Annotated in this window: 23 protein-coding genes and 1 pseudogene; 7 read left to right on the top strand and 17 right to left on the bottom strand. The window is 49.7% G+C overall.

Annotated elements, in window-relative coordinates:
• Positions 1-36: 36 nt before the first annotated feature.
• Positions 37-492 (bottom strand): rhodanese-like domain-containing protein, encoded by a 456-nt coding sequence (locus HXZ99_RS04630; protein ID WP_194756120.1) that lies wholly within the window; start codon positions 490-492, stop codon positions 37-39.
• 307 nt (positions 493-799) lie between these two features.
• Here HXZ99_RS04630 and gpmI point away from each other — a divergent pair, with 307 nt between their 5' ends.
• Positions 800-2,344, top strand: a complete 1,545-nt coding sequence (gene gpmI, locus HXZ99_RS04625) for a 2,3-bisphosphoglycerate-independent phosphoglycerate mutase (RefSeq protein ID WP_194756119.1) — start codon at positions 800-802, stop codon at positions 2,342-2,344.
• 1 nt (position 2,345) lies between these two features.
• The gene (locus HXZ99_RS04620) at positions 2,346-3,527 is read left to right on the top strand and encodes a murein hydrolase activator EnvC family protein (protein WP_194756118.1); all 1,182 of its coding nucleotides are present in this window, start codon (positions 2,346-2,348) and stop codon (positions 3,525-3,527) included.
• On the opposite strand, the gene HXZ99_RS04615 is transcribed toward HXZ99_RS04620, so the two are convergent.
• From HXZ99_RS04615 to ftsY, 6 genes are all read right to left on the bottom strand, one after another.
• On the bottom strand, positions 3,528-4,649 hold the full coding sequence (locus HXZ99_RS04615) for a serine hydrolase domain-containing protein (RefSeq protein ID WP_194756117.1): 1,122 nt from the start codon (positions 4,647-4,649) through the stop codon (positions 3,528-3,530).
• A gap of 14 nt (positions 4,650-4,663) precedes the next feature.
• Entirely contained in the window at positions 4,664-4,918 is a 255-nt protein-coding gene (locus HXZ99_RS04610; protein ID WP_194756116.1) for a YkgJ family cysteine cluster protein, read from the bottom strand.
• Between the two features lie 12 nt (positions 4,919-4,930).
• Entirely contained in the window at positions 4,931-5,785 is an 855-nt protein-coding gene (gene rpoH / locus HXZ99_RS04605; RefSeq protein ID WP_194756115.1) for an RNA polymerase sigma factor RpoH, read from the bottom strand.
• A 200-nt stretch (positions 5,786-5,985) separates the two neighbouring features.
• Complete coding sequence (gene ftsX / locus HXZ99_RS04600; protein WP_194756114.1) at positions 5,986-6,972, bottom strand: permease-like cell division protein FtsX; 987 nt, start codon at positions 6,970-6,972, stop codon at positions 5,986-5,988.
• On the bottom strand, positions 6,972-7,673 hold the full coding sequence (gene ftsE / locus HXZ99_RS04595; protein ID WP_194756113.1) for a cell division ATP-binding protein FtsE: 702 nt from the start codon (positions 7,671-7,673) through the stop codon (positions 6,972-6,974). Before ftsE ends, ftsX begins: the two co-directional genes overlap by 1 nt.
• Positions 7,674-7,711: 38 nt before the next feature.
• A complete protein-coding gene (ftsY, locus tag HXZ99_RS04590) occupies positions 7,712-8,959 on the bottom strand; it encodes a signal recognition particle-docking protein FtsY (protein ID WP_194756112.1) in 1,248 nt (415 codons plus the stop codon).
• A gap of 138 nt (positions 8,960-9,097) precedes the next feature.
• On the opposite strand from ftsY, the gene rsmD reads away from it, so the two are divergent.
• Entirely contained in the window at positions 9,098-9,685 is a 588-nt protein-coding gene (rsmD, locus tag HXZ99_RS04585) for a 16S rRNA (guanine(966)-N(2))-methyltransferase RsmD (RefSeq protein ID WP_194756111.1), read from the top strand.
• A gap of 43 nt (positions 9,686-9,728) precedes the next feature.
• Positions 9,729-10,010 carry a DUF1145 domain-containing protein gene (locus tag HXZ99_RS04580; RefSeq protein ID WP_194756110.1) on the top strand — a complete coding sequence of 94 codons (282 nt, stop codon included), beginning with the start codon at positions 9,729-9,731 and terminating at the stop codon, positions 10,008-10,010.
• 2 nt (positions 10,011-10,012) lie between these two features.
• Here HXZ99_RS04580 and HXZ99_RS04575 read toward each other — a convergent pair whose 3' ends face one another.
• Both HXZ99_RS04575 and HXZ99_RS04570 read right to left on the bottom strand, forming a co-directional pair.
• The gene (locus HXZ99_RS04575) at positions 10,013-10,600 is read right to left on the bottom strand and encodes a YjaG family protein (protein WP_194756109.1); all 588 of its coding nucleotides are present in this window, start codon (positions 10,598-10,600) and stop codon (positions 10,013-10,015) included.
• The gene (locus tag HXZ99_RS04570; RefSeq protein WP_194756108.1) at positions 10,600-11,202 is read right to left on the bottom strand and encodes a YhgN family NAAT transporter; all 603 of its coding nucleotides are present in this window, start codon (positions 11,200-11,202) and stop codon (positions 10,600-10,602) included. The genes HXZ99_RS04575 and HXZ99_RS04570 overlap by 1 nt, the downstream gene beginning before the upstream one ends.
• A gap of 92 nt (positions 11,203-11,294) precedes the next feature.
• On the opposite strand from HXZ99_RS04570, the gene HXZ99_RS04565 reads away from it, so the two are divergent.
• Both HXZ99_RS04565 and HXZ99_RS04560 read left to right on the top strand, forming a co-directional pair.
• On the top strand, positions 11,295-12,284 hold the full coding sequence (locus HXZ99_RS04565) for a threonine ammonia-lyase (RefSeq protein ID WP_194756107.1): 990 nt from the start codon (positions 11,295-11,297) through the stop codon (positions 12,282-12,284).
• 5 nt (positions 12,285-12,289) lie between these two features.
• A complete protein-coding gene (locus tag HXZ99_RS04560; RefSeq protein WP_194756106.1) occupies positions 12,290-13,369 on the top strand; it encodes an alanine racemase in 1,080 nt (359 codons plus the stop codon).
• A gap of 42 nt (positions 13,370-13,411) precedes the next feature.
• On the opposite strand, the gene HXZ99_RS04555 is transcribed toward HXZ99_RS04560, so the two are convergent.
• Genes HXZ99_RS04555 through HXZ99_RS04545 form a run of 3 tightly spaced genes read right to left on the bottom strand, consistent with a single transcriptional unit; the run spans position 13,412 to position 15,986 of the window.
• Positions 13,412-13,831 (bottom strand): VOC family protein, encoded by a 420-nt coding sequence (locus tag HXZ99_RS04555; protein ID WP_194756105.1) that lies wholly within the window; start codon positions 13,829-13,831, stop codon positions 13,412-13,414.
• A 1-nt stretch (position 13,832) separates the two neighbouring features.
• Positions 13,833-15,005, bottom strand: a complete 1,173-nt coding sequence (locus HXZ99_RS04550; protein ID WP_194756104.1) for a cystathionine gamma-synthase — start codon at positions 15,003-15,005, stop codon at positions 13,833-13,835.
• 15 nt (positions 15,006-15,020) lie between these two features.
• Complete coding sequence (locus HXZ99_RS04545; RefSeq protein WP_194756103.1) at positions 15,021-15,986, bottom strand: PLP-dependent cysteine synthase family protein; 966 nt, start codon at positions 15,984-15,986, stop codon at positions 15,021-15,023.
• Positions 15,987-16,153: 167 nt separating this feature from the next.
• On the opposite strand from HXZ99_RS04545, the gene HXZ99_RS04540 reads away from it, so the two are divergent.
• Positions 16,154-16,780 carry a hypothetical protein gene (locus tag HXZ99_RS04540; protein ID WP_194756102.1) on the top strand — a complete coding sequence of 209 codons (627 nt, stop codon included), beginning with the start codon at positions 16,154-16,156 and terminating at the stop codon, positions 16,778-16,780.
• Between the two features lie 75 nt (positions 16,781-16,855).
• On the opposite strand, the gene HXZ99_RS04535 is transcribed toward HXZ99_RS04540, so the two are convergent.
• The 5 genes and pseudogenes from HXZ99_RS04535 to HXZ99_RS04515 all read right to left on the bottom strand — a co-directional run bounded on the left by HXZ99_RS04535 (position 16,856) and on the right by HXZ99_RS04515 (position 21,175).
• Positions 16,856-17,467, bottom strand: coding sequence for a hypothetical protein (locus HXZ99_RS04535; RefSeq protein WP_194756101.1), 612 nt, complete (start codon positions 17,465-17,467; stop codon positions 16,856-16,858).
• A gap of 86 nt (positions 17,468-17,553) precedes the next feature.
• The gene (locus tag HXZ99_RS04530; protein ID WP_194756100.1) at positions 17,554-19,113 is read right to left on the bottom strand and encodes a YifB family Mg chelatase-like AAA ATPase; all 1,560 of its coding nucleotides are present in this window, start codon (positions 19,111-19,113) and stop codon (positions 17,554-17,556) included.
• Positions 19,114-19,261: 148 nt separating this feature from the next.
• Positions 19,262-19,429, bottom strand: a pseudogene (locus HXZ99_RS04525) (ISAs1 family transposase); the annotation flags it as partial.
• 136 nt (positions 19,430-19,565) lie between these two features.
• The gene (locus tag HXZ99_RS04520) at positions 19,566-20,042 is read right to left on the bottom strand and encodes a hypothetical protein (RefSeq protein ID WP_194756099.1); all 477 of its coding nucleotides are present in this window, start codon (positions 20,040-20,042) and stop codon (positions 19,566-19,568) included.
• A gap of 74 nt (positions 20,043-20,116) precedes the next feature.
• Positions 20,117-21,175, bottom strand: coding sequence for an RHS repeat domain-containing protein (locus HXZ99_RS04515; protein ID WP_194756098.1), 1,059 nt, complete (start codon positions 21,173-21,175; stop codon positions 20,117-20,119).
• Positions 21,176-21,195: the final 20 nt, after the last annotated feature.

Below are 21,195 nucleotides of genomic sequence, written 5' to 3'. Positions count from 1 at the left end.
TGATTTGAGTAAAAAGGATATCGTTGTGTTGTTACGTTACGATTTCTTTTTGTTTTGTTTTTTCGGTTGCGCTTTGTTAACCGGTAGGCTGGCACCTTGCCACGCCTGAAGGCCTCCTTGCAACACATACACCTGTGAGAATCCTGCTTTCACGAGTGCTGTTCCAGCGGTGCGCGCAGTGTTTCCATAGTTGCATACCATTACTATGGGGGCGTCTTTGAATTTCTCAAGCGTTTTTGTCTCACCTGCGCGAATTTTTCCTAGCGAGAGGTGTTTCGAGCCTGCAATGTGGCCTTTCTCAAATTCTTCATCGGTGCGCACATCAACGAAAATACCGCCGCGATTTGTTTTTAACACCGCTTCTTGAGGCTTTAATGGTTGCAGTGATGAAAAACGTTTTTTAAAGATGTCCATTGCCAACATCACAAACACCACTAACCACAATGTGCTTAGAATGTAATGCTCGGTCACAAATTGGAAAAACTGTTCCATGCCCTCTCCTGACTACTCTTGCCACCCGCTCTCCCGAATCGGAAAACCCTATTTAAGGTGACAGTCATGCGTTTGCTTGGGTCCGATTCACACCGGAAAAAGATAGCGCAAGAGTATACCGTCTCAGCCCACAGATGCCAGTAAAATATCGATCGAACGGATGCTTATCGCCGCTAAATGCAGTAAACTACAGAGCAATTTCTGAACATCGAACACGCTCAATCGTTGCCTCGAAATTCCTTTACCCATCTCGCTTTTCAGAGGTTTGGGCAATTTCATCGGCGACAATCAAATAAAAAGGTGCTGCATGGCTGCTGTGGAATCGCGCAAACGTACACTCGCTTTATTAATCTTAGATGGTTGGGGAAGTCGAGAAGATGCCCCTGATAACGCTATTGCCCATGCTCACACACCGGTTCTCGATGCGCTGTATAAAACGGTACCCAATACTCAAGTGGATGGATCTGGCATGGCTGTCGGCCTCCCAGAAGGGCAAATGGGCAACTCGGAAGTGGGCCATGTGAATCTTGGCGCGGGTCGTATTGTCTATCAAGATTTTACCCGTGTGACCAAGGCGATTGAAGACGGTGACTTTCAACAGAACCCAGTGTTAACCAATGCACTTGAGCTCACGGTAAATGCCAACGCTGCCGTCCATGTGATGGGATTGTTATCGCCCGGCGGCGTTCATAGTCACGAAGATCATTTACTGGCCATGGTCGCCTTGGCAAAAGCCAAAGGCGCCAAGCAAGTGTATGTTCATGCCTTTCTTGATGGTCGTGATACACCACCGCGTTCCGCAATGGCCTCCATCGAGCGCTTTGAAAAAACTTTCGCTCAACTAGACGGTGTTCAGTTCGCCAGCCTGTGCGGCCGCTATTACGCCATGGATCGCGACAACCGTTGGGATCGCGTTGAGAAGGCGTGGAAGTTATTGACTCAAGGCAAAGGTATGCATCACGCTGATGATGCCTCTGGTGCCCTAACAGCTGCCTATGAACGTGATGAAAGCGATGAGTTTGTGCAACCTACCTGGTTGGCAAAAGGCAAACCTATTGGCGATCAGGATGCCGTATTTTTTATGAATTTCCGTGCCGACCGCGCCCGAGAACTCACACGCGCTTTCGTAGATACAGAATTCTCGCATTTCGATCGCAGCGCACTACCCAAACTCAGTGCATTTGTTACCCTCACTGAGTACGCAGCCGACATTCAGGCATCGGTCGCATTTCCACCAGAGCCCCTCACCAATGTGCTCGGTGAATGGTTAGCAAAACATAACAAAACCCAGTTACGTATTTCAGAAACCGAAAAGTACGCCCACGTTACTTTCTTCTTTAGTGGTGGTCAGGAAGATACTTTCCCCGGTGAAGAGCGCATTTTAATTCCCTCACCGAACGTGGCTACCTATGATCTTCAGCCCGAAATGAGTTCCGAAGAACTCACTGACGCGCTAGTAGAAGCGGTAGAGTCTGGCAAATATGACGTGATCATTTGCAATTACCCGAACGGTGATATGGTTGGACACACCGGCAATTTTGACGCGGCTATCAAGGCCTGTGAAGCAGTTGATCGTTCTGTAGGCCGTGTTGTTGAAGCGCTGAAAAAACACGGCGGTGAATGTTTGATCACCGCGGACCACGGTAATGCTGAGCAAATGAGCGATCATCAAACCGGTCAATCCCATACGGCCCACACCAGTAACTTGGTTCCGCTAATTTACGTTGGCCGTGACGCCACGCCAAAGAGTGGCGGTCGTCTCTCGGATATTGCACCAACCATGCTTCACCTACTGGGTATGGAACCACCTCCGGAAATGACCGGCAAGGTGTTAATGCAACTCAAGGATTAATATGCCGAACACGCGCGCCTATCGCCTAGTGTTTCATTGTCGTGCTGCGCTCTGCTTGTTGGGCATGATGAGCTTATTCTGGTCTGCGCCCCTATTGGCGCAAGACCAAACCGCAGCCGAGGCCGCGCAAACGGAACGACAACTACAAGCGTTGCAGCGTGAAATTGAACAAAGTCGCCAGCGGTTAGAGCGGCGCCAGCAACGCCTTAGTCGTAGCGAACGCGAATTGCGGCAATTAGAGACTCAAGTGCAACAGGCCGCTCAGGCCCTGCAAGCAACTGAACAAAAGATTCAGTCGGTACAAGCACACATTACCGAGCTCGAGGAAGAACAAACGCGCTTGCAAAGCGACTTGGAGCAACAGGCCCAATTGCTCTCTGATCAAATTGAGAGTGCCTACCGCAATGGTGACCATAGCTTTTTGAAGATGCTCCTCAACCAACAAAGCCCCGCTCGTTTTGAGCGCATGCTAGCTTACTATGGCTTCTTAAATGACGCCCGCCTCGAGCAGCTCGATAAATTACATGCACTCGAACAACAGCTTAACGATGTCCAAAAGGAACTAGAAAGCCAGCAACAAGCGCTGCAACAAACGCGCAGCCAGCAAGAACGGCAGCGAACTGATCTCGCCGGAAAACAGCGCGAACAACAACAACTGGTTGCCCGACTTGAACAAGAGCAGCGCTCGGAACAGGCACAGCTCGATACCATGCTGCGCAATGAGCAAAACCTAACAGAAATGCTCGCAGCGCTGCAGGAAGTCATGTCGCGGCAAGGATTTCAACTTAATGGTTTAGCACAACTTCGAGGGCAGCTGAGTTGGCCGGTACAGGGGAATATCCGCTATAACTTTGGCGACCAGCGAAGTGGCCAAGTGCGTTGGCGCGGCGTGGTTCTCGCCGCAGAGCCAGAAACTGAAGTAAAAGCCATTGCTGACGGGCGCGTACTCTATTCTGATTGGCTGCGAGGCTACGGCATGGTTGTTGTGATTGATCATGGTGAGGGCGATATGAGCCTCTATGGTTATAATCAAGCCCTGCTGAAAAATGTGGGTGAAGGCGTCCGTCGAGGTGAAACCATTGCATTAGTTGGCCAAAGCGGTGGACAACGCGAACCCGGTCTCTACTTCGAAATTCGACAGCAAGGAAATCCGGTCAACCCGCGCCCCTATATTCGCCGCTAGTTAGCGATTAAACATCCATTGATGAATCGTCGGCAATATCGGCGCCAGCACTTCAGTGGCGGGGTATTCGCCACTGTTTCCCAGCACAATAATCATTACCTCTGTGTCTGGATAGAGCCTCACATCAGCCTCCAATATGTGATTTAAACTACCGGTATGGCCTAGCTCACGATACTGGCGCGTCTGATATATACTCCAACCATAACCATAGGAAGCGCCCGCGCCCTCACTGATATGCGCCGTTTGCTTCTGTTGCCATGCCCAATCTGAGAGTCGCTCCCCGTTCATCAGCGCCCCGAGCCAGCGATGCAAATCAGCAACGGTGCTGAGCAAGGCGCCTGAGCCTCGATTACACCAAAGCGGACCCTCATCACCCCAAAACAAACTATGCAGGCTGCCCCAAGGTTGCCCTGCCTGATCATAGCCAATAGCAATAGAATTCGGATCCCAACGTTCTGGGGAAATTCCAGTATCAGTGAGATTTAAGGGTTCAAAGAACAGGTGTCGCAGTGCCTGCTCGAAAGTCATTTCAGTGGTTATTTCAATGACGGCGGCAAGAATCTCATACCCCCCGTTCGAGTATGAGAACTGGTGCCCCGGTGGGTGCTTTAAAGGCACTTGCAGCGCCTGTTCTAGAAACCTATCACGGTTCAGGGTGCCTGCTTCTGCTTGGGAACAAGGCACGGGGAAATCTTCCAAACCGGCACTGTGGGTAAGCAATTGATGAATCGTAATTTGGTGGGTCTCGGAGCGCGTTTTTTCTAATACGCTTTCAGGAAACAGTGTTTCCAGCGTGTCTTGCAGGCTTAGCTGTCCGGCATCCACCAAAGCCAGGATGGCTGCTGCCGTCCATTGTTTTGACACAGAGGCAAGGTGAAACACCGTAGATTCAGTAATCGGTTGCTCTTGCTCACGGTTCGCGTAGCCGTGCGTACTCATGTAAACGCGTTGGTCGCCCGCATAAATAGCTACTAGGCCCGAAAATCCTTGCGCTTCTCGCTCCTGAAAATGGGCTTCAAGAGCGTGTTCTAGCGCTTCATCCGATAGCGCACGCGGAGTCCACTGCGCACTGCAGCTCGCCAGTAAAGCAACGCTAAAAACACCCAACAGAAAATGCTTCATGTTGAATAGATTAGTTAACTGAGTGTGGCTTGTTCAAGCTCGCTGAGAAGAATAATTGCTTCTTCGCGGGTAGACCCACATACATCGGACTGGGCTTGGAATTGCTCGCATACCAAGGGTCGCTCAGGCTTACCAAATAAAGAACAAAGATTATCGTCGTTTAATTGTACACAGCGGGTGTTGGCAGGCTTGCCTTTGGGCATTCCGGGGATAGGGCTAGAAATGGATGGTGCGATGCAACAGGCACCGCACCCAATCCGACATTTCATTGCAGCATCGCTTTATAGCATCGCTGAACGCAATTTCTTCATTGCGTTTTGTTCAAGCTGACGAATACGCTCCGCCGACACTTGATACTCAGCCGCCAGATCATGCAAGGTCACTTTGTTTTCGTCTAACCAGCGTGCCCGCACAATGTGCTGGCTTCGCTCGTCGAGGCTTGAGAGCGCATGCGCTAAACGCTGACTGGCGTGTTGCTCCCAATTGTCCGCTTCTACGCGGGCAGCAACATCGGCTGATTTGTCTTCAAGATATTGCGATGGTGCAAATACCGCATCGCCATCGTCGTCATCCGCAAAGGCATCAAAGGCGGCATCATGGGCGCTCATGCGCGATTCCATTTCCATCACTTCGGCACTGCTCACGCCAAGCTCTTGAGCTACGGTGTTTACCTCATCATGAGTAAACCAGCCCAAACGCTTTTTGGCTTTGCGAAGATTAAAAAATAATTTGCGTTGTGCTTTTGTGGTAGCCACTTTCACGATGCGCCAATTGCGTAACACATATTCGTGAATTTCAGCTTTAATCCAATGCACGGCAAAAGAAACGAGGCGCACACCCACGGTTGGGTCGAAGCGTTTTACCGCTTTCATCAGCCCAATGTTGCCCTCTTGGATAAGGTCCGCTTGCGGCAGCCCATATCCCTGATAACTACGGGCAACATGAACTACAAAGCGCAGATGCGACATGATCAACTGCTTAGCAGCTTGTAAATCGCCATCTTGCTGTAAACGCTCGGCCAGTGATTTCTCTTCTTCTGCACTAAGCATCGGAATGCTATTCACCGACGCGATATATGACTCGAGGCTCCCAGTTTTTGGGACCATTATAGCCATGGATTGAGTATGTGCAGTCATTGCTTTCCTCACTACTTCAAGCGACGTTTGGGGACCTAATTAAGACCCTATAAACTACGAAAAGTTTCTGATTTGGATCGCTCTTTGAGCCAATCCACTAATCCCCAGTGGACCCTCATTCTAGCAACTCTTTATCGGGTTGCAAGCCTGTTATAACATCCCTTTGTAACCATTTGATGACAGTGTGCTTTCACAAGCCATTAGCGAGGTTCTATAGCCGCTACATGACGCCGTACGGCAATCCAAGACCCCAGCAGGCCAAGGCCGATAGCAATGGCCCAAACCACCATCATGTCGTTAAAATCAAGACCTTGAAGGCGGAACTTGCTGTCGTACAACGCGCTTAACCGCACCACCGATGCACTAATCCACCAAATCAACAGAGAAGTCGCTATCCAAGCAATCACGCCCCCTATCACACCGTACCAAAACCCGGTGTATAAGAAAGGTCGTTGAATATAGCCATCGGTAGCACCCACCAGTTTCATAATCATAATTTCATCGCGACGATTAAGTATCGCCAAGCGAATGGTGTTACCGACAATGAGGACGACCGCAATACACAGTAACAGGCCTAAGCCAGCAAAACTGTTCTCGACCACCCGCACGAGCGCCTGTAGGCGCTCAAGCCATTGTAGATCGAGAGTCGCCGAAGTGACCTCCCGTTCTTGCTCCAGTTGCTCCAACAGTTGCCGCGCCCGATCGGCGCTGCGGTACTCAAGCGCCGGAACAACAATGAGCACATCCGGTAAGGGATTCGTTTGCAAATAATCGATGGCACTGCCAAACCCGCTACTTTCTCTAAATTCACGCAGGGCACTATCACGGTCGACAAAGGTAATCGATTCTACTTGCTCCAATAATCGTACACGCTCCCGAAACCCTTGGAGCTCTTGAGTTTGTAAGTCTTTGCGTAAAAACAAACTGATTTCCGCAGCGGTATCCCACTCAGCACTGACTGTCTGACTGTTTTTTACCACCACGTACAACGTTGAAGGCAAAGTGAGACTCAGGCCAAGCACGGCAATAGTCATCAGCGATGCCCATGGTGTGCGCGCTAATTCACCTAAACTGCCAATCGCTTGCTGGGCATTATTGGCCCAAAACATCACAAACCGCCGCCAACGGGAGATTTGCACACTGCGAGCGCCTTGGCGCGTGTCTTGGCTACGCTTGAGGAAACCCATTAGTACGCTTCCTCAGTTAGCGGATCATACCCACCCGAGGCCAGCCCATCGTCTATCATATGGCCATCTTTAAGCACTAGGTTACGATGGCGCATCCGTGCCACTAAAGCGAGGTCGTGGGTGGCGATCAGTACCGACACTCCCACTTGATGGAAAGACTCAAACAAACTCATAATCTCGAGTGACAACTTAGGATCTAAGTTGCCCGTGGGTTCATCGGCCAACAACAAAGGCGGCTTATTCACGATAGCCCGTGCAATCCCAACCCGTTGCTGCTCACCACCCGACAACATAATTGGAAACTTCCGTTCATGTCCGGTTAAGCCCACCTTGTCTAAGGCTGCCTGCACCCGTTTTTTCGCCTCAGATTGGGTATACCCTTCGATGTACAGGGGCAACGCCACATTATCGAACACGGTTTTGTCCATTAATAATCGGTGATCTTGAAAAATCATCCCGATATCACGGCGTAAATAAGGAATTTGTTTGCGGGTGATTTTATTTAAATCATGGCCATTAATAAGAACCCGCCCGACGGAAGGACGTTCCATTAAGGCGACAAGTCGCAATAGGGTACTTTTACCGGCGCCAGAATGGCCCGTCAGAAATGCGAGTTCGCCCGGTTCAAGGGCAAAGCTCACTTTCTTCAGCGCCTGAAAGCCTCCAGGATATGTTTTACTGACTTGTTCAAAGCGGATCATGGGCAAAGCCTTGTTGTTATTATCGCTTTAACGAAACGCTATTCCTGTGCAAAAAGCGCGTCAACAAATTCATCCGCATGGAACGGACGCAAATCTTCTAAACTTTCACCAACACCAATATAGCGGATGGGGATTCCAAATTGATCCGCGAGCGCAAAAATAATACCACCCTTGGCGGTACCGTCGAGCTTAGTCATCACTAAACCGCTCACACCCACAGCCTCTTTAAATAATTTCGTTTGACTGATGGCATTCTGACCTGTCCCCGCGTCAAGCGTCAACAGCACTTCGTGGGGCATATCCGGATCCAACTTTTTCATGACCCGAACAATTTTCTTTAATTCTTCCATCAGGTTTGATTTGTTCTGCAAGCGTCCAGCGGTATCAGCAATAAGTATATCAACGCCGCGAGCCTTTGCTGCCTGTACCGCATCAAAAATCACCGACGCACTGTCTGCGCCGGTATGCTGAGCAACTACAGGAATTTGATTACGCTCGCCCCACACTTGCAATTGTTCCACCGCAGCAGCGCGAAACGTATCGCCCGCTGCAAGCATCACCGACTTGCCTTCATTTTGAAATTGGCGCGCAAGCTTGCCGATGGTGGTGGTTTTACCCACACCATTCACGCCCACCATCAAAATCACAAATGGCCCGGGAGCAGCGTTGGCCGACAACGGTACGCTCACCGGCGCTAACATGGCTGCCATATCTTCTTTTAACTTGGCATACAGAAGCTCGGCATCTTTTAATTCTTTGCGTGACGCATGTTGGGTAAGGTCGTCGATAATTTTTGTGGTGGTATCCACACCGACATCGGCCATCAACAATTGAGTTTCGAGATCTTCGAATAACTCGTCATCAATCTTTTTACCCACAAAAATATTAGCTAGGCCCGAGCCTACCGAACTCGATGTCTTTTTTAAGCCATCACGTAGCCGCTGCCACCATGATGTTTGTCCGGGCCGCTCTTGGGTTTGGTTAGTACGTGCAGCTGATTCAGCCATGGCCACGGCAGCGTCTTCTGCTGCACTTGGGCTTTGCTGCTGGGCGGCGGTCTCTTTCTCCGCTAAGGGCTCTTTCTCCGCTAAGGGCTCTTTTCCCGCTGAGGGCTCTTTTCCCGCTGAAGGCTCTTTGTCCGCTAAGGGCTCTTTCTCCGCTGAAGGCTCTTTCTCCGCTAAGGGCTCTTTGTCCGCCGAGGGCTCTTGCTCAGGCTTCTGCGATTCTTTGTCGTTTTTTTCTTTACGACCAAACCAAGAAGAAAATATAGACCGCTTTTCTGTCATACCTACAACGCCCAATTCAAAGAAATAGAAAAATAAAAGAAGTGCGCATAGTAGCACGGAGTGCCTGATTTGTGTACGCCATTAGGCTTTGCTGTGAGGGGGAAGCAAGGTACACTACATGCCTATTTTGGAGACACTATGCGCCCAACCCGTCCACAGAAAAAACCGTCTAAAGCCACTGGCCAAATTCGAATTATTGGTGGCCGTTGGCGTGGTCGCAAATTACCAGTACTCGATCTTGAGGGCTTACGGCCCACCACTGATCGGTTGAAAGAAACCTTGTTTAATTGGCTACAGTTTGGGTGCGCCGATGCCCGTGTGCTCGATGCCTTTGCCGGCGCAGGAAGCTTGGGAATTGAAGCCTTATCGCGAGGTGCCACCCAGGCAGTATTTGTAGAGCGCTCGGCACCGGCTGCTGCCCAATTAAAAGAAAACTTACGTCGTTTAGAAGCGGAAAGCTTCACTGAAGTGAATTGCACCGAAACACGTACCTATTTAAACACACCGCAAACGCCCTTTGATTTGGTATTTCTTGATCCGCCATTTCATCAAAAGCTGCTGCCAAACACCATTGCACAGCTGGTAAGTATGGAAGCTGTGTCTCGAAGTAGCTGGGTATACATAGAAAGTGAGCACCCACTTCCTTATGAAGCCCCAGCAAATTGGCATTTGCACAGAGAGAAGTTAGCCGGCCAAGTGTGCTGCCGACTGTACCAAGTTTATTAAAATAAAATTCACGAAAGAACGTTAATTTAAGTAAGGAGCCGCAATGCGTGCCGTTATTATCATTGGGCAAGTGCTATTTAGTTTGATTTGGATCCTGTTGCTCGCCAATCTAGTTGTGCCCTTTCCGGGGCAGGCCTTTGCCCTGTTTGCGTTGCTTTTAGGAATTTTAGTGGTGTTGCACCTTTTGCAAATGCTGATTTTCTACGCAGCCTTCCATGCCCATATTCATCCCACCGGCAGAGACTACGGTTTTATCTTTTTGTTTGGGGTGATTGGTTGGATGATGGTGTTACAAAAGCGCAACGCAGGCGCGCCACGCCCCTAACTTCAAATACCTAAATTCGACATGCCCTCGTCGCGGGCGATCGCCCGCACTTCACGAATCAGAGCCTTGTCGATATGACTCGTTTCTTCTAAAAAAGTTAGCATGGCTTGCTGAATATCGATTTCATACAAGCTTAGAGGATGTTCAGCAATTGCTTTTGCGCGCATCCCCGCATCTTCAATGTCGCTAAACTCACCCAGTTCCAGATAATGCGACACCGCTCCTTGCGAGATTTTCGACACGTCCAGTAGAGACGCCCCATCCTTCTCTTCAATACCCTGCAACAAGCTACTCAAGCCAGTACAAGCAGCAATAGCGGGAAACACACCAAGCACGTCATATTCTTGCTCTGTTGGCGTTATCTCTTCCAACTTTTCTTGCCAACGCTGCCAATCGGTCCCTTTATTCACCGCCAACTTTTCCCATACAGCATCAAGGGCTCCACGCAATACTGCCGGATCACCAAACTCAGTGAGCTCATGAAAATAACGATAATTGGGCAGCATACGTTCACACAAATAAGCCGCGAGCACGCCTTGATGGGGAAGCTCTAAAGCACGGATACGTTGAAAGGTATCTTTCTTAGTCATCAGCCCACAGCTCCCGCTTTATCCATATACGCCATGATGCCATCGAGGAACATTTGCACCGCGATCATGACAAGAATCATCCCCATTAAACGCTCAATCGCATTCAAGCCGCGCTGTCCGAGCGCTCGCAAGAAGAAACTACTAAACATTAAGATGGTCGCTGAAATGGCCCATGCAATTACACTGGCGAGAGTCCAATCAAACATTCGGTCCGGTGAATTATTCGCGAGTAACAATAAAGCCGCTAACAATGATGGCCCCGAAATTAACGGAATCGCTAAGGGAACAATAAAAGGCTCATCGCCAGCAGGCAACCCTAACACACCACCCGGTTGAGGGAATATTAAGCGCAGCGCGATGATAAAGAGGATAATACCGCCGGCAATACTCACCGCTTCCTGACGCAAACCGAGCCAAGCTAATAGGCTGGTACCCAAATACAAAAACAGCAACATAAAGAAGAGCGCGAACAGCAATTCCCGAATTAACACTTTCTTGCGACGTTTTGGATCCACATGACGCAACACGGAAATGAAGATGGGTAAGTTACCCAAAGGATTCATAATCAATAGCAACGTGATTGCCGCCGTGAGGGTATCCATGGAGAACTCCTTGTACGAAACAAAACTGGTCTGGGAACAGCTGCTTAGTGTACTCTTAATAGGCAGAATCCACCAGTAAGCGGAGTAAACTCTTGACCGGTTGGCAGCATATTGCAGGCGCAGATGATTTGAATCTGAATTTGATTCTGCGGGCAGAAAAACTAATTGCACCTTATATCGTGCAAACCCCCGTACTCAATAGCCCGTGCTTAGATCATGCGGTAGGCGGCGCCTCGTCCGGCACTCAATTGTGGTTTAAGTGCGAGAATTTACAGAAAACCGGCGCGTTTAAATTCCGGGGTGCCTGCCATGCCCTTCTGCACCTTACCGAGTCGCAGCGACAAGCAGGCGTATACACGGTTTCATCGGGAAATCATGGTGCAGCATTGGCCCATGCAGGCCAAATTTTAGGTGTCTCTGTACACGTTGCCGTGCCCAATAACGCCCCAGGCGTAAAAAAGCAAAATATTGCACGATTTGGGGCTCATATTACCGAGATAGAACCAGGCATGGCCGCCCGTGAAGCCCAAATTAAACATTGGCAAGAAGCCAGCACTATGCAGTTTATTCCTCCCTACGATCATCCGCTGATTATAGCCGGTCAAGCGACTGCTGCGTTGGAACTAATCAAAGAGCAGCCCGAGCTAGATGGCATCCTAGCGCCACTAGGTGGCGGTGGCTTGTTGAGTGGCACTGCCATGGTGGCCCACAGTCAGGGAATTCCAGTATGGGGCGTGGAGCCGGAGCTCGCCGCAGATGGCGCCAGCTCACTGAAGTTAGGCACCATTCAGGCCGCCATGCCACCGCGAAGTATTTGTGATGGCCTACTTACCAGCCTAGGCAGCCACACCTTCCCTGTGGTGCAAGATTATGTGAACGACATTTTGCTGGTATCCGATACCGATGTTATTCGTGCCATGAAAGTGCTCTGGCAATCTCTGAAGGTAATCGTGGAGCCCTCTTCGGCGGTGGTTTATGCTGCGGTATGTAAGTATCCAGAACTGTTTCAAGGGAAACGTTTAGGATTAATTTTAAGTGGCGGTAACGTGGATCTTGAACGGGTTCCGTGGACAGGGGAATAATTGCCATGAAAATGAATTGGGACACCATTGCTGGCCCCGAAGTTGTGGTGGACAGCCGCAAAGCAAAGCGCAACATCACACGCATGCAAGACAAGGCGCGCTCCGCGGGGGTTGATTTGCGACCTCATTTTAAGACCCACCAATCGCCGATCATTGGCAAATGGTTTGGTCCTGCAGAGCAAACCCCTATCGCCGTTTCTTCCGTGCCCATGGCCCGCCTCTTTGCCGATGCGGGTTGGCGCGATATTTTAATTGCGATTCCGCTGAATCCCCGGCAATTACCCGCCTATAATCGAATGGCACGTGAGGTCACTTTAGGCCTTACCATAGAGCATATTGATGCATTAAAAACAGTTCAGCGCCTCATGCATCCTGTCGATCTGTACGTAGAAATTGATGCCGGGTATGGACGTACCGGTATTTCATGGCGCGAATCTCGGCGAATTTATGAGTTATTTGAAGCTGCACACAAGATGCCGCAAGTTCGGCATTTAGGTGTTCTGTTGCACGCAGGCAATAGCTACAACACCCGAGGTGACCATGGCATCGCCCAAGTTCACGAAGAGAGCCTTACTCGCTTACACCAGTTGCTTCAAGAGTCCCCGATACCCGCTGAATCCATCCGAGTCTCTGTTGGCGATACCCCAACGTGTAGCCGAATGGAGAGCTTTCCCGGCGCCAATGAAATTCGGCCCGGTAACTATGTTTTCTTTGATTGGCAACAACAGCGCATTGGTGCCTGCGATTGGTCTGATATCGCCTTAGCCATCGCCTGCCCTGTGATAGCGAGATACCCCGAGCGCGGCGAAGTGGTTGTGCATGGCGGTGCGGTGCACTTTAGCAAAGATTACGTGCTTATTGATGGTAAACCACAGTATGGACAAGTGATGCGGATTACCAGCGATGGTTGGGGCGGTCCGATTCAAGGGGCGTATTTGCAAAGCATGTCGCAAGAACATGGCAAGGTGAAAGTACCCGACACCATGCTGGCGGAGTTAAAACTTGGGGATTTATTAGTGATTGTGCCGGCGCACAGCTGTTTAGTGATGGATGCAAGCAAAGGCGAGTGCGTATTAATTCGCTAACACTCGCCTTTTCCAACACCTCGCCAGTAGACGCTTTGAGACTTATTTGGCAAAAAGCTTACTGAGGTCTTTAAAGGCTTTAAACTCCATGGCGTTGCCCGCCGGATCATGGAAAAACATGGTCGCTTGTTCGCCTGGTTGCCCCTTAAAACGTACATAAGGTTCAATCACAAAGGCAACGCCCGCGGCTTTCACTCGCTCCGCCAACGCCTCCCAAGCGGCCATATCCAACACCACACCAAAATGCGGCACGGGCACATTATGCCCATCCACCGGGTTGGTGACCGGTGGCAGCAACCGCTCTGGAGCCACATGAGTGACCAACTGGTGCCCATGAAAATTCCAGTCAATCCACTGATCCGAGCTACGCCCTTCTTCGCATTCCAACAAATCACCGTAAAAAGCACGGGCTTTGGCGAGATCATCCACAGGAATCGCTAAGTGAAACGGAGGAATGGCCATTTTACATTGCCTCTAGCGCTTGCTGAAGGTCCGCAATAAGGTCTTGGGTATCTTCAATACCTACAGAGATGCGAACAAAATTATCGTGGATTCCTAGTTTCTGGCGATTCTCTGCTGGAATCGATGCGTGGGTCATAATTGCCGGATGCTCGATCAGACTCTCTACACCACCCAAAGATTCCGCCAAAGCAAAAATCTCGACCGCTTCTAAGAAGCGCCGCGCATGATCCAAATCACCATCCAAGAAAATAGAAATCATGCCACCGAAACCATGCATCTGGCGCTTCGCCAATTCATGCTGAGGGTGACTTTCAAGGCCTGGATGAATCACTTTCGCCACCCGCGGATGTTGCTCAAGCCATTGGGCAATTTCTAAAGCCGCTTGATTATGATGCTTCATGCGCAGTGCCAGAGTCTTCACGCCACGTAATGCTAGGTAGCTATCAAATGGCCCGGCAACGGCGCCAATGGAGTTCTGCAAAAATGCCATTTGCTCTTGCAGATCTTCACGCTCACCCACAACAGCAATACCACCAACCATATCGGAGTGGCCATTGAGATATTTGGTGGCAGAATGCATCACGATATCGGCACCCAGCTCAAGTGGCCGCTGGTTATACGGCGTTGCAAAGGTATTATCCACCACCACAATCATATCTGGATTGTGAGCACGTGCGCGCTCTACTACAGCCTGAATATCCACCAACTTCATCATGGGATTACTCGGCGTTTCAATCCACACCATGCGCGTTTTCGAAGTAAACGCGGCAGCCACCGCATCTACATCCGCCATGTCTACGTAGCTAAAAGTAAGACCCGAAGAGCGCTCGCGCACTTTATCAAACAAGCGGAAACTGCCGCCGTAGAGATCATCCATAGCAACCACATGGTCACCACTATCAATTAACTCAAGAATGGTGGATGTGGCTGCCATGCCTGAGGCAAATGCGAACCCGCGCGTTCCACCTTCTAGGTTTGCGACGGAGCGCTCCCAAGCGAAACGGGTTGGATTGTGCGAGCGCGAGTACTCAAACCCAGCGTGCACGCCAGGGCTCGATTGAATGTAAGTAGAGCTGGTCACGATTGGCGGCATCACCGCCCCGGTTACCGGCTCTGGTTCTTGCCCACCATGAATGGTGCGCGTTGCGAATGCTAAATGTTTTGTATCACGCATATTGGCAATAACCTCTTATTCGAAATCTTGAGCGGCCAGCCACTCATCGTTAAATAATTTTGATAAATAGCGGCAGCCAGTATCACAGGCTAGCGTCACGACACGCTTCGCTTCTGTTTGCTCACGACAATAACGCAATGCAGCTGCAATCAAGGTACCGGAAGAAGAACCCACCATGACACCCTCTTTTAGCAGCACTTCACGGGCAACATCAAATGACTCTTTGTCGCTGATGGCATAGGCCTTCCCGGCTAGCGCGATGTCACAAATAACCGGAATAAAATCCTCGCCGATACCTTCGATGCGCCAGCTTCCTGCCTCAACTTCTTTACCTTCATTAATCAAAGGCGCCAAAATTGAGCCGTCGGGATCGGCAAGCACTAAATCTACATCTGGATTCTGTTCACGCAAGTAGCGACCAACGCCAGTGAGGGTTCCACCCGAACCAACGCCACACACGAACGCATCAAGCTTACCGTCCATTTGTTGCCACATTTCCGGTCCGGTAGTTTCATAATGCGCCGTGACGTTTGCAGGGTTTTCAAATTGATTAATGTAAAAAGCATCCCGTTCTTTTGATATACGCAACGCCACATCCTGGTAATATTCAGGATGGCCTTTTTGCACATCAGAACGGGTTTCAATGACCTCCGCACCTAACGCGCGCAAGTTATATAATTTTTCGCGGCTCATTTTATCGGGCAATACGATAATCAGCTTGTAACCTTTTTGTGCTGCAACCAACGCCAAGCCTAAGCCAGTGTTACCCGCAGTGGCTTCAATTAAGGTGTCACCCGGTTTGATTTTTCCATCCGCTTCTGCGGCGGCAATCATCGACACTGCGATACGATCTTTAATCGACATACCCGGGTTTTGCGTCTCTAATTTTAAATACAATTCACACGGGCCTGTATCAATGTGATTTACCCGCACCATCGGCGTGTTGCCGATCATCTCTAAAGCATTTGCAAAAACCTTCATCAGAATGCCTTTCCTTACTCGTATACAGTGAATTTGGTCATAAACCCGTCTATTCTACTCATTCATGGAGTGAGTATCCATGCCAGTGCAATCTAAGCTATACCTTTTTAATCGGATCAAATATCGTTACAATCAAAAAAACAACTCGTGACAACAGGATAGAGGACATGAAAATTAACGCTGCTAACGGGATAAAACTCGGCCTATTAAGTTCTGCCTTACTTGCACTCAGTGCTTGTACGCCTGCAGAACAACACCCACAAGATGCGTTTTTTGAAGCGCTCCTTGAACACTGTGGTAACGCCTACGAAGGCCATGTCAGCATGGGCGATCCAGAAATGGATGAAAACTGGATTAATAACCGTATCGTGATTGAAGTAAGAGAGTGCGAAGAGAACCGAATTCGCATTCCATTGCACGTGGGTGACAACCATTCACGGACATGGATTGTGACGCGGGACACGCATGAGCGTGAGCTTGAACTCAAACACGACCATCGATTAGAAGATGGAAGCCATGACCCGCTCACCATGTATGGCGGTCACACTATCTCTGCAGGTACACCGACGCAACAAGCGTTCCCGGCAGATGATTACAGTAAGCGTCTGTTTGCACAGCTCGGTTATACCGCATCTATTGATAACACCTGGATCTTGTCATTCCCTGATGGCAATACATTACGCTATCGCCTAGCGCGCGAAGGTCGTGAATTCCAAGTAGATGTTGATTTAAGCCAAACCGTTGAGGCACCGCAAGCGCCTTGGGGTTGGGAAGATCACTACCGTTACGACTAAACGCTCAAGTAAAAATCCCCGAGCTGCATGCAGTCTCGGGGATTTTTTTATGGCCAGCGGCACTCAGTGTGCTATTTATTCTATCGGCCGCTCAGAGTCGCTGCGTAAACATTGCGCATAAAGCTCATCAACTTCGATGAGCGTATCACGTAATTCCCGACCTTCCAGCTGATAGCTGGCTCTTAACTCGCCGTTGTCCCATTTGAATTTCACATCGTCGATGCCAACCACACGGTCAAGATAAATGACCCGCTTATAAAAACCTCGGAAATCACAACTCATCACCACGAAAAACTCGCCGACACCTTCTTGTTCGTTCACGCTTCCCATGGCCGTAATCTCAAAGCCATCACCTTCGTAGGCATCTGCGACATGCTGATTCCCCAAGGTGTACACATATAAACTAAATAGGGTGAGTAAAGCCAACATGGCAATCCAAATCATGATGCCTAAGCGCACAATTTTCCATTGCTCCCAGTCACCCGCCCCTTTGCGTAGTAGAAAATAACCGACAATCGCTGCGACTAAAAAGCCCACCGTGATCAAACTTTCATAAATCACCTGCGATTCTGTCCAGCGCCAAATAAACATGTAATCTGCTGGCAGAACCACTGCTTCGAACCAAACAACACTGGTAAAAAGAATGACCGCCAAACAAATCCAGACAATACGTTGTTGTGGCTGCATAGCCTCTCCTCGGTTAATACGTTGCTCTAGAATGGCTACACCTTACCTCTGCGCTTGCGAAAATACCAATTTCAATATCCTAGAATCTAGTATTCTCGCAACTGATTAAGAAGCACATCAAGGGCACGGTAGCTCATGGCTTCCATTAAATGCGATCGTTGAATTTGCTCCATTTGCTCAATATCTGCAATTGTTCGTGCCACACGCAAAGTTCGGTGGTAAGCCCGATGAGAGAGCTTAAGCGTTTCCATAGCTGCCACCAGAAAATCATGATCGTCCTGCGTTAAACGGGCAACCTCTTTGAGTTGTGGTGGGCTTAAATGATGATTCAAGCATCCTTGCCGCTCACGCTGAACTGCCTGAGCCGCTGCCACTTTAGCACGTAATATTGCACTACTCCCGTCATTGCACTTAGTGGTGCTTTTGTCAGAGTCGGTATTGCTCGGTTGTTGTGCATCGCGCAAAGCATCGGGTTGACGAGGCACATCCACCTGCAAATCAATACGATCGAGAAATGGGCCAGACACCTTGTTAAGGTAATTTAATATTTGATCGGGGGTGGCGCGAGAGGAGCGGATGTCGCCATCAAAGCTTCCGCATGGCGACGGATTTAATGCGCATACAAGCTGAAAGCGTGCCGGAAATACCGCATGGTGCTTTGCCCTGCTAATACACACCCGTCCGCTTTCCATGGGTTCACGCAAACTGTCGAGCACGTGTCGGGGCGTTTCGGTTAGTTCGTCGAGGAATAAAATTCCATGGTGGGCGCGGGTGATCTCGCCGGGTTGGGGGACAGAGCCTCCCCCAACCAAAGCCGGAGCCGAGCACGAATGATGCGGGCTACGAAAAGGGCGCAAGCGCCAACGCTCTGGCGTGAAGGGTGCACCGGATAGAGAGTCAATCGCGGCAACTTCTAAGGCCTCCGACTCGGCTAAAGGCGGCATTAAGCCTGCCAAACGCTGTGCCAACATGGTCTTCCCAGTACCCGGTGGACCAACGAAAAGCACATGGTGCGCGCCAGCGGCAGCTATGAGCAATGCACGTTTGGCCATTGATTGACCGTGTACATCGGCCATATCACCGGCATAGACAGGGGAATACGCAAGCTCGGCAGGTTCCGCGAGCGGCAAAGCGGCATACTTCTTCATATGGCGCACCGCTGCGATTAACGAACTTACCAAATAGGCCGAGGGCTCCCTCAGTAACCCCGCCTCCCCTTCATTAAGGGCTGGAATAAGCGCAAGATGTCCAGCCTTTTGGCATGCTAATAAGGCGGGTAATGTGCCTTGAATGCTACGCACCGCGCCATCCAGTGCTAATTCGCCAAAGCACTCTAAGCCCGCCAAGGCCGCTTCATCAAACTCATCACTCGCCGCCAAAATCCCTAGTGCTATCGCTAGATCATAGCGAGCCCCCTGCTTGGGCAACTCTGCAGGCGATAAATTCACAGTGATTTTTGCGACCGGAAAGTCGATACCGCTATTCATAATAGCCGTGCGCACCCGATCCTTCGCTTCACGCACGGTTGTTTCCGGCATGCCAATAATTTGAAACGCGGGCACACCTCGCAATACATTTACTTCCACTCGAATTAACGGCGCCTCCATGCCCATTTGCGCTCGCGTCATCACCACCGCAAGGCCCATAAACCACCCCTCTTTCATCCATGAAAACTAAGAGTAAGAGTTTAAAAGGGTTGCAACGGCAGGAATAGCATCCATGCAGCATTTCCGCGAAGGCGTACAGCTTTCTTATTCTTGGGTGATTCGGTCGGCGCTGAGTACATGAAAAATGCGGGATAGCCGTAATCTCATTCGACTTGACGGCCGTTTTTACTTGCCCCAGCACCAGTTTATTCGCACAGGAGAAGGCATTGACCATGTGAATCGTCGAATGCTTGTCGCCCCGCTGATATGACCTGCGCAACGTTTTGCCACCAATGGCAATCACCTGCCCCTGAGTGGCCCCCTCTGGCAGGATAGTTGGGCCAATAACATTAAACCCTGAGAAAAAGCCAGTTAAGCAGGAAGAAAAACAGGCTGCTTAAACGAGAAAAAAGTGTCAACTACCTTGAAAAACGCCGCCTTGAAAAACGCCGCTATTGAGCACACAACCCTAAATAATCGCGTTTATCTCGTAATGATATGATGTATCTAGACGACTCCGTTAGAAACACGAAGTTTGGAGTAACTTCATCGCCGCCAACACTTACTAAATTCTTTCCGAATCCATCGACCCCTGCGATGCAATACCGTTGATAGCTGAACTTATCCAACAAATGATTATTGGTAGCCAAGTTCATAAACGCTTGTCCGCCGTCCTTCACACGATACACAAATATTGAACAGAGCTTTGAGCTGATATCGCAAGCCATAACGTTCGAATCATCCCTCAGTTTTAACCAGTGATAAACGGCATCGAAGAACGTGTAATAATAGGCTCTCTGACCATAAGATGCTAAAACCGAATTCGGTCGCAGTACATAACGGTCCCCAAGTATTTCTGAGTAGAGGGCGTGTCCTTCTTCGTCTACCTGAGTTACAGCATGCTGGGCTGCACTTCTTACACTAGACACGTAGCTAAACATAAGGTGATTTAGCAAGAAAAAGAGGTATAACGCCACGAGTAGCACGATAAATCGCTTAGCTTTCATCGCATTACGCTTCCGCAAGCTGCACCAGCAACCACTAAACCCAAACCAATTGCCCCAGTTTTTCCGCCGAAGCTATGGTTCACAGCCCACTCAGCATGCGCCTGAATAACTTTTAATCTTTCTGCCTCGAGACGAGAAATTTGCTCGATAATTTTATGGCGCGTGACTACATCGTCGCAACTCTCGCTCATCTCAGTTAACTCATTAATACCACTTTCATATATTTCCAATGCTTGAGAATAAGGGTTGTTTTCTTTCATATTCATCACTGCTGTACGGACACCTCCAACGTCAAAAACAAACGCTGCAGTTGCAACACCAACACATATCGCTCCTATTCTTCGTCGGGACATCCCCTGAGGATCAATATAACTAACCGGATTCGCCCCCACATACCCATAGGTATTCATCCCGCCTGCAAGCCCTATCGGGTCGCTTTGCAGATAGCGGCCTGTGGTGGCATCGTAATCCCGAAAATAGTTATACCAGCTGTTTTTCTCTGCATCCCAGTATTGGCCCGGAAAACCAATATTAAAATCACCTATCGAGCTTGTTAACACGGTGCGATCGAAGGCTTCGAGCTGTGCCCGCCAAACTACGTTTTGCGACTGGTCGGTGATTACTTCAGGGCGACCGAGATGATCATTATGCACATAGTACAACTGGTTGTTGGCAATATAACCGACCACCTGACCCGCAAAATAAATATATTGCTTCGCCGTACCCTCGGCAAGTAATTGCCCCGTCGGGCTGTATATATAGTGCGTGGAGGTACTTCCTGTGGTTTTACGCACCCGTTGCCCCAATGCATTATACCCATAGGTGGTGTTGCCAGCACTCACCATACGGTTGTCCTGATTGTAGGTATAGTTCCGTGTTTGTCCGTTGAACAAAATTTCACTGACCACATTGCCATTTGCATCGTAAGTCAGACTACGCTGATTACTTCCTCGGGTGACCGATAACAAGCGGTTTGAGTTAGCATCCATCTGATAGGTTTCACTCAAGGTTCCACTGCCGAACTTTTTGTTAGTCCATTGAGTTATAGCCGACATTTATCCTCCACTTCCAATTG

Origin of the sequence: Aliidiomarina indica (genome assembly GCF_015354615.1) — a bacterium.
GTDB classification, from domain to species: Bacteria; Pseudomonadota; Gammaproteobacteria; order Enterobacterales; family Alteromonadaceae; genus Aliidiomarina; species Aliidiomarina indica.
Note: the sequence above shows the minus strand (reverse complement) of the source record. Positions and strands in the feature narration are given on the sequence as shown.

What these genes read in the sequence shown, in the direction of transcription:
- HXZ99_RS04615 (WP_194756117.1), bottom strand. Translation starts at nt 4,649, where the DNA reads ATGAAGCATTTTCTGTTGGGTGTTTTTAGCGTTGCTTTACTGGCGAGC.
- ftsE (WP_194756113.1), bottom strand. Translation starts at nt 7,673, where the DNA reads ATGATCCGCTTTGAACAAGTCAGTAAAACATATCCTGGAGGCTTTCAG.
- HXZ99_RS04550 (WP_194756104.1), bottom strand. Translation starts at nt 15,005, where the DNA reads ATGCGTGATACAAAACATTTAGCATTCGCAACGCGCACCATTCATGGT.
- HXZ99_RS04580 (WP_194756110.1), top strand. Translation starts at nt 9,729, where the DNA reads ATGCGTGCCGTTATTATCATTGGGCAAGTGCTATTTAGTTTGATTTGG.
- ftsX (WP_194756114.1), bottom strand. Translation starts at nt 6,972, where the DNA reads ATGGGTTTCCTCAAGCGTAGCCAAGACACGCGCCAAGGCGCTCGCAGT.
- gpmI (WP_194756119.1), top strand. Translation starts at nt 800, where the DNA reads ATGGCTGCTGTGGAATCGCGCAAACGTACACTCGCTTTATTAATCTTA.
- HXZ99_RS04535 (WP_194756101.1), bottom strand. Translation starts at nt 17,467, where the DNA reads ATGCAGCCACAACAACGTATTGTCTGGATTTGTTTGGCGGTCATTCTT.
- HXZ99_RS04560 (WP_194756106.1), top strand. Translation starts at nt 12,290, where the DNA reads ATGAAAATGAATTGGGACACCATTGCTGGCCCCGAAGTTGTGGTGGAC.
- rpoH (WP_194756115.1), bottom strand. Translation starts at nt 5,785, where the DNA reads ATGACTGCACATACTCAATCCATGGCTATAATGGTCCCAAAAACTGGG.
- HXZ99_RS04540 (WP_194756102.1), top strand. Translation starts at nt 16,154, where the DNA reads ATGAAAATTAACGCTGCTAACGGGATAAAACTCGGCCTATTAAGTTCT.
- HXZ99_RS04515 (WP_194756098.1), bottom strand. Translation starts at nt 21,175, where the DNA reads ATGTCGGCTATAACTCAATGGACTAACAAAAAGTTCGGCAGTGGAACC.
- HXZ99_RS04610 (WP_194756116.1), bottom strand. Translation starts at nt 4,918, where the DNA reads ATGAAATGTCGGATTGGGTGCGGTGCCTGTTGCATCGCACCATCCATT.
- HXZ99_RS04620 (WP_194756118.1), top strand. Translation starts at nt 2,346, where the DNA reads ATGCCGAACACGCGCGCCTATCGCCTAGTGTTTCATTGTCGTGCTGCG.
- HXZ99_RS04530 (WP_194756100.1), bottom strand. Translation starts at nt 19,113, where the DNA reads ATGGGCCTTGCGGTGGTGATGACGCGAGCGCAAATGGGCATGGAGGCG.
- HXZ99_RS04630 (WP_194756120.1), bottom strand. Translation starts at nt 492, where the DNA reads ATGGAACAGTTTTTCCAATTTGTGACCGAGCATTACATTCTAAGCACA.
- HXZ99_RS04555 (WP_194756105.1), bottom strand. Translation starts at nt 13,831, where the DNA reads ATGGCCATTCCTCCGTTTCACTTAGCGATTCCTGTGGATGATCTCGCC.
- HXZ99_RS04570 (WP_194756108.1), bottom strand. Translation starts at nt 11,202, where the DNA reads ATGGATACCCTCACGGCGGCAATCACGTTGCTATTGATTATGAATCCT.
- HXZ99_RS04575 (WP_194756109.1), bottom strand. Translation starts at nt 10,600, where the DNA reads ATGACTAAGAAAGATACCTTTCAACGTATCCGTGCTTTAGAGCTTCCC.
- ftsY (WP_194756112.1), bottom strand. Translation starts at nt 8,959, where the DNA reads ATGACAGAAAAGCGGTCTATATTTTCTTCTTGGTTTGGTCGTAAAGAA.
- rsmD (WP_194756111.1), top strand. Translation starts at nt 9,098, where the DNA reads ATGCGCCCAACCCGTCCACAGAAAAAACCGTCTAAAGCCACTGGCCAA.
- HXZ99_RS04545 (WP_194756103.1), bottom strand. Translation starts at nt 15,986, where the DNA reads ATGAAGGTTTTTGCAAATGCTTTAGAGATGATCGGCAACACGCCGATG.